Source organism: Bradyrhizobium sp. SZCCHNS3002 (assembly GCF_032377435.1).
Classification (GTDB): Bacteria; Pseudomonadota; Alphaproteobacteria; order Rhizobiales; family Xanthobacteraceae; genus Bradyrhizobium.
In genome coordinates, this window is sequence record NZ_JAUHHY010000010.1 from 22,025 (window position 1) to 43,029 (window position 21,005).

20 protein-coding genes are annotated in these 21,005 nt (G+C 66.6%); 12 read left to right on the forward strand and 8 right to left on the reverse strand.

Features of this window, described 5'->3' with window-relative positions; all coding sequences use genetic code 11:
- Positions 1–91: 91 nt before the first annotated feature.
- The 3 genes from QW845_RS21340 to QW845_RS21350 form a co-directional block, all read right to left on the reverse strand.
- Entirely contained in the window at positions 92–1,021 is a 930-nt protein-coding gene (locus QW845_RS21340) for an aspartyl/asparaginyl beta-hydroxylase domain-containing protein (protein WP_315803521.1), read from the reverse strand.
- A 219-nt stretch (positions 1,022–1,240) separates the two neighbouring features.
- Complete coding sequence (locus tag QW845_RS21345) at positions 1,241–1,396, reverse strand: hypothetical protein (RefSeq protein ID WP_315803522.1); 156 nt, start codon at positions 1,394–1,396, stop codon at positions 1,241–1,243.
- A 176-nt stretch (positions 1,397–1,572) separates the two neighbouring features.
- Entirely contained in the window at positions 1,573–2,265 is a 693-nt protein-coding gene (locus tag QW845_RS21350) for a PilZ domain-containing protein (protein WP_315803523.1), read from the reverse strand.
- Between the two features lie 718 nt (positions 2,266–2,983).
- Between QW845_RS21350 and cpaB the strand changes: the two genes are divergently transcribed.
- From cpaB to QW845_RS21370, 4 genes are read left to right on the forward strand one after another with little or no spacing between them, the layout of a single operon-like run.
- Positions 2,984–3,799, forward strand: a complete 816-nt coding sequence (gene cpaB / locus QW845_RS21355; RefSeq protein WP_315712864.1) for a Flp pilus assembly protein CpaB — start codon at positions 2,984–2,986, stop codon at positions 3,797–3,799.
- Positions 3,800–3,816: 17 nt separating this feature from the next.
- Positions 3,817–5,286: a type II and III secretion system protein family protein gene (locus QW845_RS21360; RefSeq protein ID WP_315803524.1), complete on the forward strand. Its 1,470-nt coding sequence runs from the start codon at positions 3,817–3,819 to the stop codon at positions 5,284–5,286.
- Positions 5,287–5,319: 33 nt separating this feature from the next.
- Positions 5,320–6,057: a CpaD family pilus assembly protein gene (locus QW845_RS21365; RefSeq protein WP_315803525.1), complete on the forward strand. Its 738-nt coding sequence runs from the start codon at positions 5,320–5,322 to the stop codon at positions 6,055–6,057.
- A complete protein-coding gene (locus tag QW845_RS21370) occupies positions 6,054–7,322 on the forward strand; it encodes a CpaE family protein (protein WP_315803526.1) in 1,269 nt (422 codons plus the stop codon). The genes QW845_RS21365 and QW845_RS21370 overlap by 4 nt, the downstream gene beginning before the upstream one ends.
- Before the next feature lie 4 nt (positions 7,323–7,326).
- Here QW845_RS21370 and QW845_RS21375 read toward each other — a convergent pair whose 3' ends face one another.
- The 3 genes from QW845_RS21375 to QW845_RS21385 form a co-directional block, all read right to left on the reverse strand.
- Positions 7,327–8,196 (reverse strand): tetratricopeptide repeat protein, encoded by an 870-nt coding sequence (locus QW845_RS21375; RefSeq protein WP_315803527.1) that lies wholly within the window; start codon positions 8,194–8,196, stop codon positions 7,327–7,329.
- 85 nt (positions 8,197–8,281) lie between these two features.
- Entirely contained in the window at positions 8,282–8,527 is a 246-nt protein-coding gene (locus QW845_RS21380) for a PilZ domain-containing protein (RefSeq protein ID WP_315712872.1), read from the reverse strand.
- 136 nt (positions 8,528–8,663) lie between these two features.
- On the reverse strand, positions 8,664–10,586 hold the full coding sequence (locus tag QW845_RS21385; RefSeq protein WP_315803528.1) for an FAD-binding monooxygenase: 1,923 nt from the start codon (positions 10,584–10,586) through the stop codon (positions 8,664–8,666).
- A 101-nt stretch (positions 10,587–10,687) separates the two neighbouring features.
- On the opposite strand from QW845_RS21385, the gene QW845_RS21390 reads away from it, so the two are divergent.
- Positions 10,688–11,143 carry a MarR family winged helix-turn-helix transcriptional regulator gene (locus QW845_RS21390; RefSeq protein WP_315803789.1) on the forward strand — a complete coding sequence of 152 codons (456 nt, stop codon included), beginning with the start codon at positions 10,688–10,690 and terminating at the stop codon, positions 11,141–11,143.
- Between the two features lie 244 nt (positions 11,144–11,387).
- Here the strand turns inward: QW845_RS21390 and QW845_RS21395 are convergent, their stop codons facing one another.
- Positions 11,388–12,938 carry a flavin-containing monooxygenase gene (locus QW845_RS21395; RefSeq protein WP_409997945.1) on the reverse strand — a complete coding sequence of 517 codons (1,551 nt, stop codon included), beginning with the start codon at positions 12,936–12,938 and terminating at the stop codon, positions 11,388–11,390.
- Positions 12,939–12,998: 60 nt separating this feature from the next.
- Between QW845_RS21395 and QW845_RS21400 the strand changes: the two genes are divergently transcribed.
- From QW845_RS21400 to QW845_RS21410, 3 genes are all read left to right on the forward strand, one after another.
- Complete coding sequence (locus QW845_RS21400; RefSeq protein WP_315803529.1) at positions 12,999–13,724, forward strand: hypothetical protein; 726 nt, start codon at positions 12,999–13,001, stop codon at positions 13,722–13,724.
- 175 nt (positions 13,725–13,899) lie between these two features.
- Positions 13,900–14,631: an alanyl-tRNA editing protein gene (locus QW845_RS21405; RefSeq protein WP_315803530.1), complete on the forward strand. Its 732-nt coding sequence runs from the start codon at positions 13,900–13,902 to the stop codon at positions 14,629–14,631.
- Positions 14,632–14,811: 180 nt separating this feature from the next.
- Positions 14,812–15,528: a DUF6881 domain-containing protein gene (locus QW845_RS21410; protein WP_315803531.1), complete on the forward strand. Its 717-nt coding sequence runs from the start codon at positions 14,812–14,814 to the stop codon at positions 15,526–15,528.
- Between the two features lie 112 nt (positions 15,529–15,640).
- Here the strand turns inward: QW845_RS21410 and QW845_RS21415 are convergent, their stop codons facing one another.
- Entirely contained in the window at positions 15,641–16,126 is a 486-nt protein-coding gene (locus QW845_RS21415) for an ATP-binding protein (protein WP_315803532.1), read from the reverse strand.
- 462 nt (positions 16,127–16,588) lie between these two features.
- On the opposite strand from QW845_RS21415, the gene QW845_RS21420 reads away from it, so the two are divergent.
- From QW845_RS21420 to QW845_RS21435, 4 genes are all read left to right on the forward strand, one after another.
- Positions 16,589–16,969: a hypothetical protein gene (locus tag QW845_RS21420; RefSeq protein ID WP_315803533.1), complete on the forward strand. Its 381-nt coding sequence runs from the start codon at positions 16,589–16,591 to the stop codon at positions 16,967–16,969.
- 229 nt (positions 16,970–17,198) lie between these two features.
- A complete protein-coding gene (locus tag QW845_RS21425) occupies positions 17,199–19,649 on the forward strand; it encodes a TonB-dependent receptor (protein WP_315803534.1) in 2,451 nt (816 codons plus the stop codon).
- Between the two features lie 267 nt (positions 19,650–19,916).
- Entirely contained in the window at positions 19,917–20,195 is a 279-nt protein-coding gene (locus QW845_RS21430; protein ID WP_315768752.1) for a PepSY domain-containing protein, read from the forward strand.
- Positions 20,196–20,242: 47 nt separating this feature from the next.
- Complete coding sequence (locus QW845_RS21435; RefSeq protein WP_315803535.1) at positions 20,243–20,851, forward strand: cytochrome b/b6 domain-containing protein; 609 nt, start codon at positions 20,243–20,245, stop codon at positions 20,849–20,851.
- Positions 20,852–21,005 lie beyond the last annotated feature (154 nt).

Sequence of the window (21,005 nt, forward strand, 5' to 3'; positions counted from 1 at the left end):
GGGCGGGTTAGCCGCAGGCGTAACCCGCCGCGCATCCGCGGGCAACGACGGCGGATTACGCTTCGCTAATCCGCCCTACTCTATCCCGCCCTCACCGAAACGCCGACACCACGATCGCGCCGACGATCGCGACCGTCAGCGTGTACTTCGCCGCGTAGTACACCGTCCGATTCCACGCCTTCACCTTGCGCGTGGCCAGGTGAAACTCATACAGCTTGCCGAACACCTTGTTCAGCACGCCGACGTGCTCGCCCTCGACGTTCTGGGTTGCGGAGGCCTTGACGATGTGGTGGCTGACCCAGCGGTTGATGGCGGTCATGGCGCCGTATTTCATCGGGCGCTCGACGTCGCAGAACAGGATGATGCGGTTGACATCGGTGGCGTTCTCGGCGCTGTGAATAAAAGTCTCGTCGAACATGAAGGCCTCGCCGTCGCGCCAGACGCAAGGCACGCCGTCGACCAGGATGCGGCACTTGTCGGAGTTCGGCGTCACCAGCCCCAGGTGATAGCGCAGCGAGCCGGCGAAGGGATCGCGGTGGGCGCCGAGCTTGCCGCCGGGCGGCAGCATCGCGAACATCGCGCCATGCACGTTCGGGATGGAGTTCAGCAGCTCGACGGTCTTCGGGCACAGCGTGCGCGCCGACGGCAGGAAGTCGTCGTACCATTTCAGATAGAAGCGCTTCCAGCCGCTCTTGAAGAACGAGTAGAAGCCCCAGTCGTTGTTGGCGGCGGCGGCGCGGATGAAGCCCTCGTCGAACAGACGCACCGCCTCCTCGCGGATCTCCTGCCAGTTGTCGGTGAGCCTCGAGAGCTCTGGAAACTGCTCGACCGGGATGACCGGCGTGTTGGGCACGGCCGAGCCGGCATACATCAGCACGTTGTAGGGGGCGAGATAGGTCGAGTGGTCGCCGAGCTGGCGGGCGAAGCGCAGCCGCTGCTTGCCGCGGAAGTGGACGTAGATGGTGGCCCCGATCAGGATGTAGAGGCCGATGAGCTGAGGCGCGAAGAGCTGTCTGAGCATGTCCGGGACCCATGATCCGGCCGCTCTGAGCGTGTTGCGCAGATATGTCGCCTTTTTGGCGATCGAAATGGTGCTCTGATGCCGGCCGCTAGAGCCCCAATTTAGCCGCAAGTGCGGCGGGCCGCATCATTTGCACGTCGGTTGCAGGCGGACATCCGGGTTGAAAGTTCTGCGCCGTGGCCCCGTTGCAACAGCCCCCGGCCCCGGCTGGCGGTCGCGCTAGCCGCGCGTCAGCTCCTGCAGGCCCTTGAAGGTCAGCCGCTTGGGATCGCGGACGCCGGCGAGATAGATGCGGCGGATGAAGGCGGCCACCGCATCGCGGTCGCAGCCGGTCAGGACGACGATGGCATCCACCGCGGTCTTCTGGGCCTCCATGGGACTGGTCCTCCTGGCAATGCACCCGGCACGCGCAGGCTGTCACGATGCCGATTAACATCGCGTTAACCGTGCGGACGGCCGCCAGTTCCCATGCCGCGATTCCCGCCGCCGCTCCATACGCGAAACCGCGCAGGCCGGAGCGGCGCCTGTCGCGCGCCGCGGCAGCGCCGCCGTCACACCATGAAGAAGTCCTCGGGCGCCCCGATCAGGCGGTCATCGCCGTGGGCCACGAGATTCCGCCGCATCGGGCGGACCGGCGGCGTGATGACCCGCCGCTCCAGTTCATTGGCGCCCGGCAACTGATCGACGAAGCGGACGGCGAAGCCGCTGGGGAAATGCCGGATGACGCGGCCGATGCAACTGCCCACCGCCAGCGGCGTGCCGATCTCCGGCTGGATCTCCGCCGAGACCGCCGCGCCCGACATCGAGGCATCGATCACGAAGCACGGGATGATGCTGCCGTCGGCGAGCGTCAGCGCCGAATGCGGCGAGTTGGGCACGAAGCGCGCGTCGCGGCGGGAATCGCGGATCGACGGATCCTTCTGCTTCTTCTCCAGCCAGACCAGCTTCTCGGCGAGCTTGGCGCGCTCGGCGCGCGTCATCTCCAGCTCGAGCAGAAAGCCGCCATGCACGGTGTCGCTGATCTCGCCTTCGAACTTGCCGAAATCGCGGAAATACGAGGTCAGGCGATCGCCGACCTTGCCGACGACGGGCACCTCGAGCAGCGCGCGAAACGGCGACACCCGCGTGGTGCGGCAGGCGAAGGATCGCAGCCGTCCTTCCGGGGAATACCAGTTCGGAAGCGTGTAGGACCCGACCGTCTGAATCCTGACCGCGCGCTGCTTCAGGAATCGAGCAACCGACATTGCACGTCTCCCCTCGCCCCCATGATGTCCCCGACGATGGCCCGGCCGCCGCCGCGGCACGATGCGCTAGTTACAATTTCTGCGTGCATTTTAGGTCGTACTAAATCGAATTGGGCATAGCCGCCGTGCCCGGACCGTGCGCGCAAATTGTTGAGGAAATCTGAATGTCGAGACGGAAATCCCGCTCAACGGAATCGTATGTCCAACCCGTTTCGGCTTTCTGAAGATGCGACCCCGTCTGATTACGGTGCAGCATGGCATGCAGTGTCGGCATCGTTCGCCCCCATGGAGAGTTCAGCGCGGACGTTTCGCGTGGCGCAGAGGCAAGTCGTGATCGGCCGATCCGCGCTGCCTCGCGCGACGGCACAACCTCGTCGACGGGGTCGCGTTCCTACGCTCGTGTTGTTAGCAAACGATTCAGCTTAACGAGATTCCCACTGAGGCGCGGCTGCAACTCATGATCTCATTCTGTCGCGCGCGCGCCGACGGATGCGTGCAGGCGCGCCGTGCGCAAATAGCTAACACATTCGCGGCGTTTCACTATTTGCACGCTAACAACCTGTTCACCACTTGCGCAATCGTTGCTTGATGCGGGTGCCGCGGCCCGCCGCGTTCAAGTCTGCTTATACCATTGGCGCTTAGTCGTTAGTGAGGGAGAACGGCTGTCAGTCGTCAGCGTGTTTGCTCCCGGTGTATGAGTAAGAGAGTAGTCACGCGTATGATGACCGCACGCATCGTGGTGTTAACCATCGCTCTCGGCGCGGGCGGCGTTGCGGCCTATCTGGTCAGCAATTCCGACGGCCAGCGGCAGGCGCCGGTGGCGCCGGTCGTGCAGTTGCCGACGGTCGAGGTGCTGGTCGCCAAGACCGACATCGGACTCGGACAGGCGATCAAGCCCGGCGACCTGATCTGGCAGACATGGCCGGAGGCCGCGAGCAACATCTTCATCCGGCGCGGCGACCGTCCCGAAGCGGCCAATCAGCTCGTCGGCACCATCGCCCGCTCGCCCTTCGTGATCGGCGAGCCGATCCGCGAGCAGAAGCTGGTGAAGGCGGACGGCTCCGGCTTCATGGCGGCGATCCTGCCCGCGGGCATGCGCGCGATCTCCACCGAGATCTCGCCCGAGACCGGCGCCGGCGGCTTCATCCTGCCGAACGACCGCGTCGACGTCATCCTGTCGAAGCGCGACAAGAATCCTGACAAGCCCGGCGCCGCCGACTTCGTCAGCTCCGAGATCATTCTCTCCAACGTCCGCGTGCTCGCGATCGACCAGGCACCGAAGGAGAAGGAAGGCCAGAACACCGTCGTCGGCAAGACGGTGACGCTCGAGCTCAGGCCCGAGCAGGCCGAGACCCTGGCGCGCGCGCGCCAAGCCGGCTCGCTGGCGCTGGCGCTGCGCAGCATCGCCGACGTGAACGCAGCCGACGGCAACAAGACCGAGGCACAGCAACAGCAGCAGCAGATGGCGCGACGGGGCAGCGCCATCGAGATCATTCGCTATGGGATCACGAGCTCGCTCACGGCGCAGAAGTGATCGAAAGGACGTGGAAGATGATGGGTGGGCATCAACGCGCAACGTTCGGGACGTGGGTCGTCCGCGCGCTATCGACATCGGCCGTGATCGGGCTTGCGCTCAATCCGGCGCTGACGCCGGTGAAGGCGGCTGACGACAGGCTCGAGACACCCGTGGTGTCGGTCGGCTCGTCGAAGATGCGCTTCCTCTCCCTCGGCATCGGCAAGTCCGTGGTCGTCGACTTCCCGCAGGACGTCAAGGACGTGCTGGTCGCCGATCCCAAGGTCGCCAACGCCGTCGTCCGTTCGGCCCGGCGCGCCTACATCATCGGCGCGGCGGTCGGCCAGACCAACGTGGTGTTCTTCGACGGCGAGGGACAGCAGGTCGCGGCCTACGACATCGCGATCAAGCGCGACCTCAACGGCGTGCGCCAGGCGCTGAGCCAGAGCATTCCCGGCGTCAAGATCGACGGCGTCGGCGAGGGCGTGATCCTGACCGGATCGGTGTCGAGCCCGGTCGAGGCGCAGCAGGCCGGGGAAATCGCCGCACGGCTGGTCGGCGGCGCCGACAAGGTGGTCAACTCGATCGTCGTGCGCGGCCGCGACCAGGTGATGCTGAAGGTCAACGTGTCGGAGGTCCGTCGCGAGATCGTCAAGCAGCTCGGCATCGATCTCAGCGCCAGCCTGAACTACGGCACCGCGGTGGTGAACTTCAACAACACCAACCCGTTCACCGCCTATGGCAAGTCGCTGGTCGGGACCAACGGCCTGTCCGCCACCGGCGGCGGCTTGTCGTCGGTCTCGGCGACGCTGCGCGCGATGGAGACGGCCGGTGTCGTCAAGACGCTGGCCGAGCCCAACCTGACCGCGATCTCCGGCGAATCCGCGACCTTCATCGCGGGCGGTGAATTCCCGATTCCCGGCGGCTATTCCTGCGATCCGACCACGCGGGTGTGCAGCACGTCGATCACCTACAAGAAGTTCGGCATCTCGCTCAACTTCACGCCCGTCGTGCTCGGCGAAGGCCGCATCAGCCTGCGGGTGATGACGGAGGTGTCGGAGCTGTCGAACGACAATGCGATCACGGTGTCCTATGCGCTGACCTCGGCCTCGACCTCGTCGGTGACGATCCCCGCCATCCGCACCCGCCGCGCCGAGACCACGGTCGAGATCCCTTCGGGCGGCTCGATGGCGATGGCCGGCCTGATCCAGAACCAGACCAAGCAGGCGATCAACGGCCTGCCCGGGCTCAATCAGCTGCCGGTGCTCGGCCAGCTGTTCCGCAGCCAGGACTACGTCAACAACGAGACCGAGCTGATGGTGATGGTGACGCCCTATGTGGTGCGCGCCGTCGCCCAGAAGGAGCTGTCGCGTCCGGACGACGGCTTTGCGCCGGCCACCGACTCGGAGTCGGCGCTGCTCGGCCGCATGAACCGGCTGTACGGCATCGCCGCCAAGGTCGACGCGGCCACGGGGCAGCCGGCCGGCTTCGGCTTCATCATCGACTGAGGTTGCGGGACGACGGGGCACGGGGGAACGATCATGTCGGCAACATCCACACGAGACGGCGGACGCACGCTGCGCCGGATCGGCGCCATCGCGGGGCTGGCGCTCACGCTCGGCGCCTGCAACGCCACCACCGGTGAGGTCGTCGCGACGATCCCGGACGACTACAGGATTCGCCATCCGATCGCGATCGAGGAAGGCCGGCAGTCGACCGTCGTCTTCGTCGGCAGCGGCCGCGGCGGCCTGACCTACCAGCAGCGCGTCGACGTCGCGGGGCTTGCGCGCTCATGGCTGCGCGAAGGCACCGGTGGAATCATGGCGGAGGTGCCGACGGGCACGTCGAACGCGCGCGCCGCGGCCGACGCCTATCGCGAGATCCGCGCCGTGCTGACCGCCGGCGGCGTTCCCTCGCACGCGATCACCCTGCGCAACACCATGCCGGACGATCCGCGGCAGCTCGCCGTCATCCGGCTGAGCTATCCGAAGATCGCCGCCGTCGCCGGTCCCTGCGGGCTGTGGCCGGACGATCTCGGGCCGAACCTCGACAATCGCGGCTACAGCAGCAACCAGCACTATCAAAATTTCGGCTGCGCCACGCAGCGCAACCTCGCCGCGATGATCGACAACCCGGCCGATCTCGAGCAGCCGCGCTCGGAGATGGCCGCCTACACGCCGCGCCGCTCCGCTTTGTTCGAGAAGTACCGCAAGGGCGAGTCGACGGCGGTGGCGTATCCGGAGTCCGAGAAGGCCAAGCTCAGCGATACAGGCAAATGATCAACGCGTCCCGTCAAAGCCAGGACGAGCCGGCCGCCCCCAGCGGCCCCGTGCTCGACGACCACATCGCGCCGGTGCCGCGCGTCTCCGTGCAGGCGTTCTGCGAGACCGACCAGACCTCGGCCGCGATCCTCGCAGCCAGCCAGGACCGCCGGCTCGGCAAGGCGCACATCACGATCAAGGCGGGCGGCATGGCGCGCGCCATCGAGACCTATCATTCGCAGCCGACGCCGAACGTCATCGTGATCGAGACCAGGCCCGGCGGCGACATTCTCGGCGGCCTCGACGATCTCGCCAGCGTCTGCGATCCGGGCACCCGCGTGGTGCTGATCGGCAGCCCGGCCGACGGCGTCGCCTATCGCGAGCTGGTCAGGCGCGGCGTCAACGACTACGTGATCGGGCCGGTCGAGACCATCGACGTCATCCGCTCGGTCTGCAGCCTGTTCTCGGCCTCGGAGGCCGTCATCACCGGCCGCATCATCGCCGTGGTCGGCGCCAAGGGCGGCGTCGGCGCCTCCACCGTCGCCCACAACGTCGCCTGGAGCATGGCGCGCGACCTGACGCTGGATTCCGTCGTCATCGATCTCGACATGGCGTTCGGCACCGCGGGACTGGACTACAACCAGGATCCGCTGCAGGGCATCGCCAACGCCGTGTTCCAGCCTGATCGGCCCGACACGGCGCTGATGGAGCGCCTGCTCGCCAAATGCACCGAAAATCTCAACCTGCTCGCCGCGCCCGCGACCCTCGACCGCGTCTATGATTTCGGCGCCGACGCGTTCGACGCCATCTTCGACACCCTGCGCATGACCCAGCAATGCATCGTGCTCGACGTGCCGCACCAATGGTCGGCCTGGACGCGGCACGCGCTGATCAATGCCGACGACATCCTCGTGGTCGCCGAGCCCGATCTGGCGAACCTGCGCAACGCCAAGAACCTGCTCGGCGTGCTCAAGGCCTCGCGTCCCAACGACCGGCCGCCGCTGTACTGCCTGAACCAGGTCGGCATGCCCAAGCGGCCGGAGATCGACCTGAAGCGCTTCGCCAAGACCGTCGAGGCCGAGCCGGTCGCGATCATCCCGTTCGACTGCAAGCTGTTCGGCACCGCCGCCAACAACGGCCAGATGATCGCGGAGATCGCGGCGCTGAGCCGCACGCCAAAACTGTTCCAGGACATCGCCAACCGGCTGACGGGGCGGATCGACCACAAGCCGCAGCGCAGCTCGCTGCTGGCGCCGATCGCAAAGCTGCTCGGCGCGAAATAGCGCTTCAGTCGTCGGATCGGCTGAGCGCCCGCGCCAGCGCCTTGTCGGGCTCGCCGGCCACCGGACGGTCACGGCGCGGCGACAGCTCGCGCTGCGCGATCTTGCGGCGCTCCAGGATGCGCTTGACATAGGCGACGCTGGCGCTGGCCTGCTCCGGCGGCAGTCCTGATCGCGCGATGCTCTCGGCCTCGCTCATCCGGCCCTCCAGCCCGACGATGACGGCGAGGTTGGTCCTGACCCGCGGGCTGGCATCGGGATGCGCGCTCGCCTTGCGCAACTGCTCCTCGGCCTTCGGCAGCTCGTTCGTGAGCGCGTAGGAGAGACCGAGATTGGACAGCACGGACGGGTCGTCAGGGGCGATCTTCAGCGCCGTCATGTAGTATTGCCGGGCCTCCTCGTTGCGCCCCATCTGGTCGAGCGTGGCGCCCTGCGCCGACAGGATGCGCCAGTCGGGATCCTCGGGCGAATGCGCGCGGCTGAGCACGTCGAACGCCTGCTGGAAATTGCCGTTGTCGGCGAGCGCACGGCCATAGGCCGCAAGCAGCGTCCTGTTGCCGGGGCTTGCGATGCTCGCCTGCTCCAGCACGGCGACGGCCTGCGAGCGCTGGCCGGTGGCGCGCAGGGCGCTGCCATAGCGCAGCGCCACCTCGGGATCGTCGGGACTGGCGCGGAAGCGCTCGCGAAGCTGGTCGATCTCGGCGCGCGGGTCGGCGGCGGCAGCGCGGCTCTTTTCGGGATTGCCGCCCAGTGCCCCCGTGACCTCGCTGAGATCGGTGGTCTGGCAGGCGCCGAGACCGAGCAGGACGGCCGTGAACGACAGCGCGAACGCGGCCGGCCGGAGCAGAGGGAGAGAGCGGAGGGGCCGCGTACGCATGCAACTGAACTACTTCGGGACCAGATGATCTGCACGCTGGCAGATTAACCCTAAGGTCCCGTTAAGCGGGCGCGGCCGGCCCGCCTCAATCGATGAATTCGGCGCCGAACTCGCAGCCGATGCGCCAGGCCAGCCGGCACTTGCGCTGGTGGTCGGGCGCGAAGACGATGGTGAACTGCGGGGGAATCTCGACGAATTCGGCGATCACCTTGACGCCGCCGTCGGAAATATCCGTGACCGTGCAGTCGCGCGGCAGGCTGCCGTTGCCGTAGTGAATCTTCGCGATCCTCCTGCACAGCCGACGTTCACTCTTGCGACGGTTCGCCAACATCAACATTTCGACGTCTCACCCACTCGATCGTCCATTCCGGAGACCTCGTTTGTAGCGAGGAAACCTTGGGATCTGACTAGCGCCAAGCCCTGAAATCCAGGGGCCGGATTTGGATTTCGTTTACCCTCTGCATCCCTCAGCGGACCGGCAGCAGCACACGATCGAAATACGCCGACAGCCTCCTGACGTCGTCGAGTGGCAGGACGTCGGCGACATACTGATCGGGCCGCACGATCACGATGCAGCCCGCCGCGCGATCGATGCCGCGCATCGCAAAGATGTCCTGGCCGCTCTTCAGATCGGCACAGAACATCTTCTCGTAGTCGATGAGGCCGTAGCGCCCCTTGCGCGGCAGCAGCAGCTCCGGCATTCGTTCGAGCGCGAGCTCGCGATGCCCCTGCTGGAACACCGCGCGCAGATCGATCACGGAGTCGATGTCGGCGCCCGCCGGGGTGTGGCGGCGCAGGGGTGAGGCGGAATCCTCGCTGAGGAATGTGCACAGGCGGCGGATCGCGGACCCCGGCGCGGCCGGATCCTCTGCCGCCGCGAAGGCGAAGATGCGGAAGCGGCCGTCGGCCTGGACGACGTGGCCGAGCTGCACCGGCTTGGCGTCGCCGAGCCGGATGACCGGCGCCGAGTGAAAGCGCTTGCCGATGACGAAGCCTGTGGCGAGCGGCTGGAAGGTGTCGTCGCCGGTGAGAACGGAGGGCCGATAGTGCGTGGCGGTGCCCGCCGTGTAGCGGCCGTGGCGCACGAAATAGTCCTGCGTCTTGGCCGCATCGGCGCCGCCCTGCTTGGCGGCGGAAGCGAGAATTCCTGCCCATTCGCGATCGAAATCGATCAGCTCCTGGGCGATGGCCCGCCGCTCGGCCGAATAGCTGTGCAGGAGCTCCGGCGCGCAGCGCTTGCCCAGCACGGCGGCGAGCTTCCAGCCGAGATTGAACGTGTCCTGCATCGAGACGTTCATGCCCTGCCCCGCCTTCGGGCTGTGGGTGTGGCAGGCGTCGCCGGCGATGAACACGCGCGGCAGCCGCGTTGCGACCTCCGCCTCCGGCACGTCGTCGAACTTGTCGGTGATGCGCTGGCCAATCTCATAGACCGACCACCACGCGACCTCCTTCACTTGAAGCGTATATGGCGCGAGAATGCGCTGCGCCTTGGCGATCACTTCGTCGACGGTGATGTTGCGGCCCGCCACGCGCTCGCCGACCTCAAGCTTGGCAAGCTCGACATACAGCCGGACGAGATAGCCGCCCTCGCGCGGGATCACCAGCAGGCTGCCGTCCTTGGCGGACTGGATCAGCGACTTGAAGCGGATGTCGGGAAAATCGGTGACGGCGAGCACGTCCATCACGCCCCAGGCGTGATTGGCGGAATCGCCGTGCAGCTCGCGGCCGATCGCCTTGCGCACGATGCTGCGTGCACCGTCACAGCCGACCACGTAGCGCGCCTTGATGGTCTCGACCTGGCCTTCATGCTCCGGATCGATGCGGTCGAAGCTGACGGTCACGCCGTGTGCGTCATTGCCTGCGGACGGATCGATATGAAGGTCCCGCAGTCGCCGGGCGTAGTGCGGCTCGAGCTTCGCGGCCGAACGGCGCATCACGTCCAGGAAAAAGTCGTGCACGCGAGCCTGGTTGAGCACGACATGCGGCATCTCCGACAGGCCATCCTCCACGTCCTGCACGCGGCCGCTGCGCGCAATATGCGCGCGGTCGGCGTCATCGGGCTTCCAGAACGTGGTCTCGTTGATCCAGCACGCTTCCCTCAGCACTTTCTCGGCGAAGCCATAGGCCTGGAACATCTCCATGGTGCGGCAGGCGATGCCGTCGGCCTGGCCGAGCAGCAGCCGGCCGGGCTTCTGCTCGACGATGCAGGTCTTGATGTCGGGGAAGGCAGAGAGCTGGGCGGCGAGATTGAGGCCCGCCGGGCCGCAGCCGACGATGAGGACGTCGGCCTCGGCCGGCAGCGGGCTGCTCGCGCCGGCGCTCGCGACACGTTCGGCCGTGTCGAAGATTTCGGGATCGCCCGGCTGGAAGCCATTGAGATGAAACTGCACGTGACCACCCTCCCTCGCTGTTCCTTATTGATCAGTATGCTGATCATCAGTATGCTTGTCAAGCTGGTGACAGGAGATTCGAATTGACCGAGATGCGGGACATGCCGGGGCACCTGGCGCGCCGGTTTCAGCAGATCGCCGTGGCGGTGTTTCTGGCGGAGGTGGAAGCGGCCGGCTTCGACCTGACGCCGGTGCAATATGCGGCGCTGGCGGCGATCGCGGCCAACCCGGCGATCGACCAGATCACGCTCGCTGGCCTGATCGCCTATGACCGCACCACGATCACCGGCGTGATCGACCGGCTCGCACAGAAAGGCCTCGTTGTCCGCCGAGCGAGCGCGCGCGACCGCCGGTCACGGGAGCTGTTGATCACCGATGAGGGGAAAAGGACGCTGGAGGCGATCACGCCGGCGGTCGAGGCCGCGCAGCGGCTGATGGTGCGCGGCCTCAGCGCGGCCGAGGCGAACGAGCTGGTGCGCCTGATGCGCAAGGCGATCGCCGCCGCCAACGACCTCAGCCGCGCGCCGCTGCGGGAGGGGGCGGCGGAGGAGCGGTGAAGGTTGCTCCTGCTCCACCCCATCATGCGCACGGTCGCGCCCGATAAGAACTGACGCTGACACCGTCGTTGCGGCCATCCTTCGAGACGCCCGCCTGCGGCGGGCTCCTCAGGATGAGGATCGAGTGCGTGGCGAAATCCTCTGCGGTGGCGAGATGTTTCCCCTCATGGTGAGGAGGCGCGAAGCGCCGTGTCGAACCATGAGGCCCGAGATCGCGCCGACGATCCGACGGAGCGCCCTGCCCTCACGAATACCGCATCACGCCATCGTCGACCTTGCCGAAGCGCAGGGAGACGATATCGAGGGCGTAGTTCTGGTACAGCCGCCACGGCCGCTTCGAGCCTTGTTTCGGCAGCTCGGCGACCGAGCGCTGCACATAGCCGGAGCTGAAGCTCAGCGACGGCAGCGGCGTGACGGTGGCGTCGTCATTGTGCGGCACGCATTGGCGGTAGCCGTGCCGGTCCATGTAGTTGAGGAGCCGGCAGACATATTCGCAGGTGAGGTCGCATTTCAGCGTCCACGACGCGTTGGTGTAGCCGAGCGTCGCCGCCAGGTTCGGCACGTCGGAATACATCATGCCCTTGTAGTTGAGCGTCTTGGCGAAATCGACGGTGCGGCCGTCCACGACGACCTCGAGGCCGCCGAGCACCTGCAGCACCAGGCCGGTCGCGGTGACCACGACATCGGCCTCGATCTCGCGGCCGTCGGTGAGGCGCAGGCCGCGCTCGGTGAAGGTCTCGATCCCGGCCGTCACGACCGAGGCACGCTGCTCGCGAATGGTCTTGAACAGGTCGCCGTCCGGCACCAGGCACAACCGCTGGTCCCACGGGTTGTAGCGCGGCGTGAAATGGGTGGCGACGTCGTAATCGGGACCCAGCGCGGCGCGCACCCCGCCCAGGATCAGCTGCTTGACCCGCTGCGGCTTGCGCCGGCTGAGCTGGAAGAAATACATCCCGAACAGCACGTTGCGCCAACGGATCAGGTGATAGGCGAGAGCAGCGGGCAGATGCCGGCGGAGCCTGTTGGCGAGCGCGTCCTGCGCGGGGCGCGACACCACATAGGTCGGCGAGCGCTGCAGCATCGTCACATGCGCGGCGGACTTGGCCATCGCCGGCACCAATGTGACCGCGGTCGCGCCGGAGCCGATCACGACGACGCGCTTGCCGGCATAGTCGAGGTCCTCAGGCCAGGCCTGCGGATGCACGATGCGGCCCTTGAAATCGGCCATGCCCTTGAAGTCCGGCAGGTAGCCCTTTTCGTAGCGGTAGTAGCCGGAGCACATGAACAGAAAGCCTGAGGTCATCCGCACGGTCTCGACCGTGCCCTGCTCCGTCCGGCGCTCGGCCTCGACGGTCCAGCATGCGTCCGCGCTCGACCACGACGCACGCCGGACCCGATGGTTGAACCGGATGTGGCGGTCGATGCCGTTCTCGGTCGCGGTGTCCTGGACATATTTCAGGATCTGCGGCCCGTCGGCGATCGCCTTCGGATCTGTCCACGGCTTGAACGAATAGCCAAGCGTGTACATGTCGCTGTCGGAGCGGATGCCGGGATAGCGGAACAGGTCCCATGTGCCGCCGATCGCGCCCCGCCCCTCCAGGATCGCGAAGCGCTTGCCCGGGCACTTGTGCTGCAGATGATAGGCGGCGGCGATGCCGGACAGCCCGGCGCCGACGATCAGCACGTCGACATGCTCTGTTGACATGTGGTGTTCCTGGCGTTTCCTGGTGCAGCTTTCTTGCTCTGGCTGCGGACAGTCGCAACCCGGCCCGTCGCTGTCAAATCGCCGGCGCATTCGTCGTCGGTCAACCCTCCTCCGCTATCAGCGGGAAACACCCTCGATACGGATCTGGCGATGAACGCTCCCCACCCGCGCGACGACAGGCCCGGCGACGGCGACAGCCGGGACGGCAGTGGCGCGCCGTCACAGCGCATCGCCCTGGGCTTCTCGCTGTTCGCAATCGGGCTCGCAGCCTGGTCGCTCTTCCCGAGCTTTCCGGCCGGCCAGCTGATCGCGGTCGTCACCGTCATTCCGCTGCTGGCGCTCGTCCTCACCTTGCGCTTTCCCGGGCGGTTCCGCATCGGCCTCGGCTCCGGCTACGGCGCCAATCTCGGCACCGGTTGCATCGTGGCGGCCGGCACGCTCGCCGCGCGCACGCTGTCGGACGTCAATCTCGTCAGCTGGCTGCCGCTGACGGCCTTCGCGGCCGCGGTCGCGATCATTTTTCTCATCGTCGCCGCGCGGTTCGAAACCCAACTCCGCCGCCGCGGCTGGCGGCTGCTGCTCGCCGCTCTGTTCGTCGCCGCCTATGCGTTCGGGGCGCTTGGCCAGTTCAACACCGCACTCGACCGCTCGGCGCCGGCGCTGCTGCGCAGCCGCGTGCTCGCCAAGCATCTCGGCCACAGCCGGCTCGCCACACATCAGGTGACGCTCGAGCCGTGGGGCCCGTTCGCGAGAGCCACCGATGCACATGTTGCGCAGGCGCTGTACGAAAGGTTGCAGCCGGGCGACACCGTGTGCCTGCGCCTGGGCGATGGCGCGTTTCGCATGGCGTGGTTCACGGTGGCCGCATGCCGTTGAGACCCGGCGCTGCGGCCGAGACAGGAAGGGCCATTTGCGCAGCGCGGCGATACTGCGTATCGTCGTAGTTTCGTGGCCCGCATGAGCGCAGCCATATGCGGGGCCTCACGCGCCGTCTCGATGAACCCGGACGTCGCTCCGCTCATCCGAGCTATGCGATTGCGAGCCGTTCTGCATGACCGACTTCCTGCCCCGCCCTTTCGCTGTCGATCGTCCCGACGTGCTGGAGCTCGACATCACCGCGCTCGACGCGCGCCCCGGCGCGGTGCTGGTGGCGCGCTCGCCATTCTATCCCGGCGGCGGCGGCCAGTTGCCGGACCGCGGCACGATCGCGTGGAACGGGATCGTCCGCGTCGTCACCGGGTTCGAGCCGACCGCCGACGGCATCTGGCACCTGATCGGTGATGACGCCATCCCGGACGGGGCGATCGAGCTGCGCGTCGATCCGGCGTTCCGGCAGCGCATGAGCGAGCAGCACACGGTGGCGCATCTCGTCAACAGCGCCGTCTACACCCTGTTCGACGGCGCGCTGCTGACCGGCGTCCGCATGACCGAGACCGACGAGTTCAGCGTCGACTTCGACCTGCCCAAGGTGGCGCCGGAGCAGCTGCGCGCGGTGGAGGACGCGGTCAACGCGGCGATCTCGGACGATCGCCCGGTACGCGCCTTCGACATGCCCTATGACGACGCGCAGGCGACCGCGGGACTGTTTCGCGCCAAGTCGGTCGCCCCGCCGCGCCAGGCCGACGGCCTGATCCGCATCGTCGACATCGACGGCCTCGACCGCCAGGCCTGCGGCGGCACGCATCTGGTCTCGACGGCGCAGGCGCGGCGCATCCGCATCCTCAAGGTGGATAACAAGGGACGGCAGAACCGAAGGTTCAGGATTGGGCTCGGCCAAGCATAGCAGCCCGCAGCCCGGATGGTCAGCTCCGCTTCGCCGCGATTCGTCCCGATCATCAGCGCCATTCGATGTCGAGGAAGCAGGCTGACGCTTGGGACGGAGCCAGCATGACGGGTACACGTTGACAGAAGCCCGTTAGATCTCTTGTGAGCGTAAGCAGCTGCGTAGGGACCGGATCAGCCAATGCCGCGCGTTGAACAGATCTTCGACTATCGCTTTCCGAACATCGACATGGCCATCGTGAAAGTGAGACGGCCGCTGACCGAGCTCGCGGCAAGCCATGGCTGGACGGCGGAGACTTGGCAGGAGGACGGACTCGGCGACGCCTCAGGCGTGCTCCTCAGGCTCGGGTCGGGGCGCACTGTTCTTCTGATGGAGCTTCGCCATGCGGTCGAGCATCTCGGCGAGACGGGACCGACGGCCTTCATCGATGGCGCTGAGCTCGCCACACATGGGGTCGCAATCTTGCTCGCCGAACTCCTCGCGGCGCTGAGCTTGACGGAACAGGACACGAGCTGGATCGCGCCGCCCGAAAGCCAGCAAGCCGCGCTCGACTTCATAAACCATCTCCGCACCCTACCACCACCGCCGTCCGTCGGGCCGCCCGATAGCTACATGCACACAATCAATCCCCCGGACGGCGATATCGAAATCGAGTGCTATGGCGAGCTCGATCGGGATCGTTATCCGATCAGATGGATCAGGAAGTATCCCGGCGGCCGGTTTGAGACTTGCAGCTACGCCCAGGCGAACTGGCGCGACATGATGCCGGAAGGCGCGATTCCGTCCATTTCCGAGATCAATGATCTCAGCGGATTTTCCGCGCGCAATATCTCGGCTTCCGAATTTGAAGCGGCCTGGCGGGTCGCTCTGGGCTTCCAAGTGACGAGCGAGACGTAACGTCGCGGACGTCGCGCGTGTCGCCAAAGCCCCTGATTTGCAGGCCCGCCGCAGCCCGTAGCCCGGATGTCGCTGTGCTCATCCGGGCCACGCAACTGTCTCAGGTTTCCAGCTAATGTACGATCACGTTGAACCCTTCGTCCGCCGTCGGCGCCACGAAGTAGCTCGTGAACAGATCGAACTCCTCGTCGGTCACCGTGAAGGCGTGGCGGCCTTCCGCGTTGCGCGCGCGCAGCCGCGCCTTGCAGACCTCGTCGGGCACGTCGAGATGATGCAGCTGGTGCGGCGCGCCGGCTGCTTCGAACAGGCCGCGCATCCAGGCGCGGCTCGCCGGCGTGTTGGCGGGAAAGTCGAGCACGACGGAAACGCCGGCCCGCAACAGCGCAACGACGTGCGGCCCCATCACGCTGCGCAGCCGTGATGAATTGCGCACGTAGTCGGCCAGGGTGCTCTGCTCGCCGGGATAGAGCCGCGCCAGCCAGTCGTCCTCGGCGATCACGATGGTGCCTGTGCGCCGGCCTAGCGCGGCAGTGAGCGTCGATTTGCCCGCAGCGATCTTGCCGCACACGAGGTGCAGCGTGGCAGGATGAGAAGACATGGACGACCTCGCATACGGCGCCGCTTCGGGCGCCAAGAGCATTCACAGGCAGTTCTCACAGGCAAAGCGCCCGGCCCGACGGATCAGGCCGGGTCGGTAATTCGGCTGCTCAGTGCAGCGCCTGCGACGTGAATGCGGAAGGTCATGAGGATATATTTGACAGTTATTCGCGACGGCGTCCAGGCTGGGCCTCATCGGTTGCTCGAAACCGCGCCGCGATTGAGTTTGACTCGCAGGACGCAACCGCCTGCATGTCACGCACGCTGCGGTTCACGACTGAGTTGAAGCCACTTCAATGTTGCCGAATTGATCCACCGTGACGGGAGAAGACGACATCCCACATACTCCATTGCCAATGCGATGCCCGCTCCTGTAGGTCATTCCAAGGGACGGGAGCGTCAGCCGGTGGCTCGTCAGGGGCGTCAACGACAAGGCATCGCATCAGGACGACGTGAGGCGCGCATGCGCTCAGCGCGGCGGCGCGCAGCGCTGTCGCGGCTCGGCGGCGCTCTCGTCTGGTTTGCGGCATGGGCCCTGATCTTCCAGTCCGCGCTGGCGCTCTCCGCGATGAGCGCTGCGGTTGCGGCTCCCGACGCCGTCGCCATCATCTGTCAGAGCTCCGCCGACGCGCCGTCGTCGGACGACATCGGCACTGCGGCCAAGCAATGCGCGAGCTGTCCGTTCTGCGCGCTCGGGCGCGGCGTCACCGTCCCGCACGTACCCGCCGTGGCGCGGCCGATGCCGATGGTCGTGGCGATCCTGATCGAGCGGACCGACCTCGTTGCGGCACCCCGGCCTGCGCTCGAACTGCCGGTCGCTCGCGGACCACCGGCGGCCGTCTAGGCCGACACTCCAGACGTCTCATCCCGTCACGATGCGGCCGGTCTCGTCGGCGCGCGCTGTAGGCTGCCGTCCGGCGGCCGCCGCAGCGTGCCCGCAGCCGCCTCGTCGCGACATGTTCACGAGGCCACGGCGCGCTCGCCGCCAGGCGCCTCTCCCATTCCTATTCCGAGATCCCATCATGGACCATTGTTCGACACCCGTCCGGCGGCGGTTGCTCCGCTCAACCACCGTGCTCACATCGCCCGCGCTGCTGGCATTCGCTCTTTCGAGTCCCGCACTCGCGCAGGACCCATCGCAGGCTCGCTCCGGCACCACGCTGCCGCAGGTGACGGTCACTGTCCCACAGCCCCGCCCGGCCGCCCGAACGGCAGTCCGCCGCAGGGGCGCACATGCGGCGACGATCAATCCGGCAGCTGCGCCACCGCGGCAGGCGGCCTCATCCGACGGCATCGCCGCGCCACCCGGCGCCACTTCGGTTGCGCCGGGTGACTTCCTGGCGAAGCGGGCCACCACGAACGACACGGCTGCGCTATTTGCCGATGTGCCCGGCGTCAGCCTCTATTCGGCCGGCGGAGTCTCGAGCCTGCCAGCGATCCATGGCCTCGCCGACGACCGCCTGCGCATCAAGGTCGACGGCATGGACACCATCGCCTCGTGTCCCAATCACATGAACCCGGCGCTGTCCTACATCGATCCGGCCCAGGTCGCCGCGGCCAAGGTCTGGGCGGGCATCACGCCCGTGAGCGTCGGCGGCGACTCGATCGGCGGCACCGTCGCGGTCAACTCGCCGGCGGCCCTGTTCGCGGCGCCGGGGCAGAGCCTGCTGACCAAAGGCAGCATCGGCACGTTCTACCGCAGCAACGGCAACGTGCGCGGCGTCAACCTGTCGGCCACCATGGCCACCGAGAACTACAGCGTCAGCTACAGCGGCGCTGCGGTCAAGGCAGACAACTATACGGCCGGCGGCAACTTCAAGAACTTCACCCTGAGGAGCTCGATCACGCCGGTGCTCCCCCTCGATCAGGTCGGCTCATCCGCCTACGAGACCAGGAATCATCTGATGGGCGTCGCCTGGAGCAAGGACGGCCAGCTCATCGAGCTGAAGGCGGGGGTGCAGGAGGTCCCCTATCAGCTCTACCCGAACCAGCGCATGGACATGCTGGGCAACGATGCCTACAGCGTCAACCTGCACCATCTCGGCCGGTTCGACTGGGGCGATCTGGACACCCGCCTCTACCACCAGTCCGTCGATCACTACATGAACTTCGGCGGTGATCGGCTGTTCTCGTATGGCACGCTGAAGTCGCCGAACACGACGGGAGCAAGCTATCCGGTCAACGGCATGCCGATGTATACGCGCACCAAAACCAACGGCCTGACCTCCAAGGCCGACATCACGCTGTCGCCCCGCGACGTGGTCCGCGTCGGCGTCGATCTGCAGACCTACCGTCTCGACGACTGGTGGCCGCCGGCCCCCGATTGCGGCGTCGGCAACTGCATCGGCGGCATGGCGCCGCTGACGTTCTGGAACATCAACGGCGGCAAGCGCGACCGGGTCGGCGTGTTCAGCGAGTGGGAGGCGAAGTGGAGCCCGTCCTGGCTGTCGCTGCTGGGCGTCCGGTTCGAGCGCGTCGAGACCGACACCGGACCGGTCGTCGGCTACAACACCAGCACCACGCCGCTGACATCGGGATTCATGTCGGGCATGTACGAGACGAGCTCGGTCGGCTCCCGCGCGGCGTTCAACGCCATGGATCGCTCGCGAAAGGACAACAATATCGACCTGACGGCGCTGTTCCGGAACACGCCGAGCGTCAATCTCACCTTCGAGTTCGGCGCGATGCAGAAGACCCGGTCGCCAAATCTGTACGAACGCTATTCCTGGTCGCGCAACACCATGGCGCTGGAGATGAACAACTTCGTCGGCGACGGCAACGGCTATCTCGGAAACCCCGATCTGAGACCCGAGGTCGCCCATACCGTGAGCTTCACCGGCGCCTGGCACAGCGCCGACCATGAGGCCGAGCTTCGGCTCACCCCCTACTACACCCATGTGCGCGACTACATCGATGCGGTGCAGTGGAAGGCCGCCACCAACACCGCTGCCGTGCCTGCCGTCGCCAACCAGTTCGTGATCATGAAGTACATGAACCAGCCGGCACGGCTGTACGGCTTCGATCTGTCCGGCAAGGTGCCGCTGGGCAGCACGCCGGTCGGCGATTTCGGCCTGAAGGGAGTCCTGAGCTACACCAACGGCAGGAACCTCGACACCGGAAGCGGCCTCTACAACATCATGCCGATCAACGGCAAGCTGACGCTCACGCACCGGCTCGACGGCTGGGACAGCGGCCTCGAGCTGGTGATGGTGGGCCGCAAGTCCGACGTCTCCGTCGCGCGCAACGAGCTGAAGACCCCGGGCTACAGCCTGGTCAACCTGCGCAGCAACTACACCTGGCAGAAGCTGCGCATCAGCTTCGGCGTCGAGAACCTGTTCAACAAGCTCTACTACCTGCCGCTCGGCGGCGCCTATGTCGGCGAGGGCGCATCAATGTCGTTCAACAAGGAGGCCGGGACCGTCGCTGCCACCGGCGGCGGCGTATCGGGCACTGCGACGATGTGGGGCACCGCCGTTCCCGGTCCCGGACGTTCGTTCTATCTGGGGGCGAACCTGGAATTCTGACGCCGGCATTCGCAGCCCTGCCCTGTCCCGCCGCCCGGGACAGGGCGAGAGCGGACGCCAGCCCACAGCGTCGCGACGGGCGGCACGAGCGAGACGTAACGTCGCGCATCGCGCCATCTGCGATTCTCGGCCGAAATCGCGACCCTCACGAACTTGGAAAAGCTCTAAGAGCGATTCCAGCCGCCGCTCCGTTGACACATCGGGGCGGTTGCCGTCTCCACTGATCCCACGATGCATCGTATTTGAATTTGCTCATTGGAGGGATTGATGAGACTGACCATCGCCGCCGTGCTCGGTGCCGCACTCGCCGGCTTCGCCATCTCGCCGGCTCTGGCCGACGGCTACAAGGACTGCACCAAGCTCGACAAGGCCCAGTGGAAGCCGGCGGCCGAGGCGGAAGCCAAGGCCAAGGAAGCGGGCTACGAGGTGCGCCGCTCGAAGGTCGAGGGCTCCTGCTACGAGGTCTACGGCGTCAAGGGCGGCAAGCTGTATGAGCTGTTCTACAGCCCCGAGGATCTCAGCCTGAAGCACACGATCGCCAAGTAGTTGGCGCAAGCGTCGTCCAGCGTGCTGAACGACGTGACGTGAGAGCCATGCACGGCACAGCCCCCAGAGCCAGCCTGAAACGCCAGGACACCGCCGACACCGTGCAGGTCTGGGACCTGCCGCTGCGGCTGTGGCACTGGATGCTGGCCGTGCTGGTGCTCATCGCCTGGGTGACGCCGAACGTCCACGACGGGCTGCACCGGATTGCGGGCTACGCGATCCTCGGCCTGCTCGCCTTTCGCCTGATCTGGGGCATCATCGGTACGCGCCATTCGCGCTTCCGCAGTCTCCGTGCCCGGCTGCGCGCGACGCCGGCCTACCTGTGGAATCTGCGGCGCGGCAGGACCGGGCGCTATCTCGGGCTGAATCCCGCCGGCACGGCGATGCAGCTCGCACTGCTGCTGCTGCTGATCGTCTCCGCGGTGACCGGCGCGATGCAGGTGACCGTGCGGTTCTTCGGCATCTGGTGGGTCGAGGACACCCACGAGGTGACGTCCTATCTGCTGATCCCGCTGGTGGTGCTGCATGTCGCCGGCGTCGTGCTGGTGAGCCGCCTGCAGCACGAGAATCTCGCCCGCGCCATGCTGACCGGACGCAAGCTGCTGCGGCGAACGATGCAGCGTGGGCAGCAGTCCAGCACAAGAGTCGACTCATAAGCGACACACGGAACTCACAATCGCGCACCGTTGCGCTGATGTCACAGTTCCCGCAAAAGCCGCTCGCCACGGGCGTCGTGTTATTGCACCTCGCCGCCAAGCGCCGAACAATCGCAGGTATCGGATACCTGACCGCCCCTCACCAGCAGGGGCT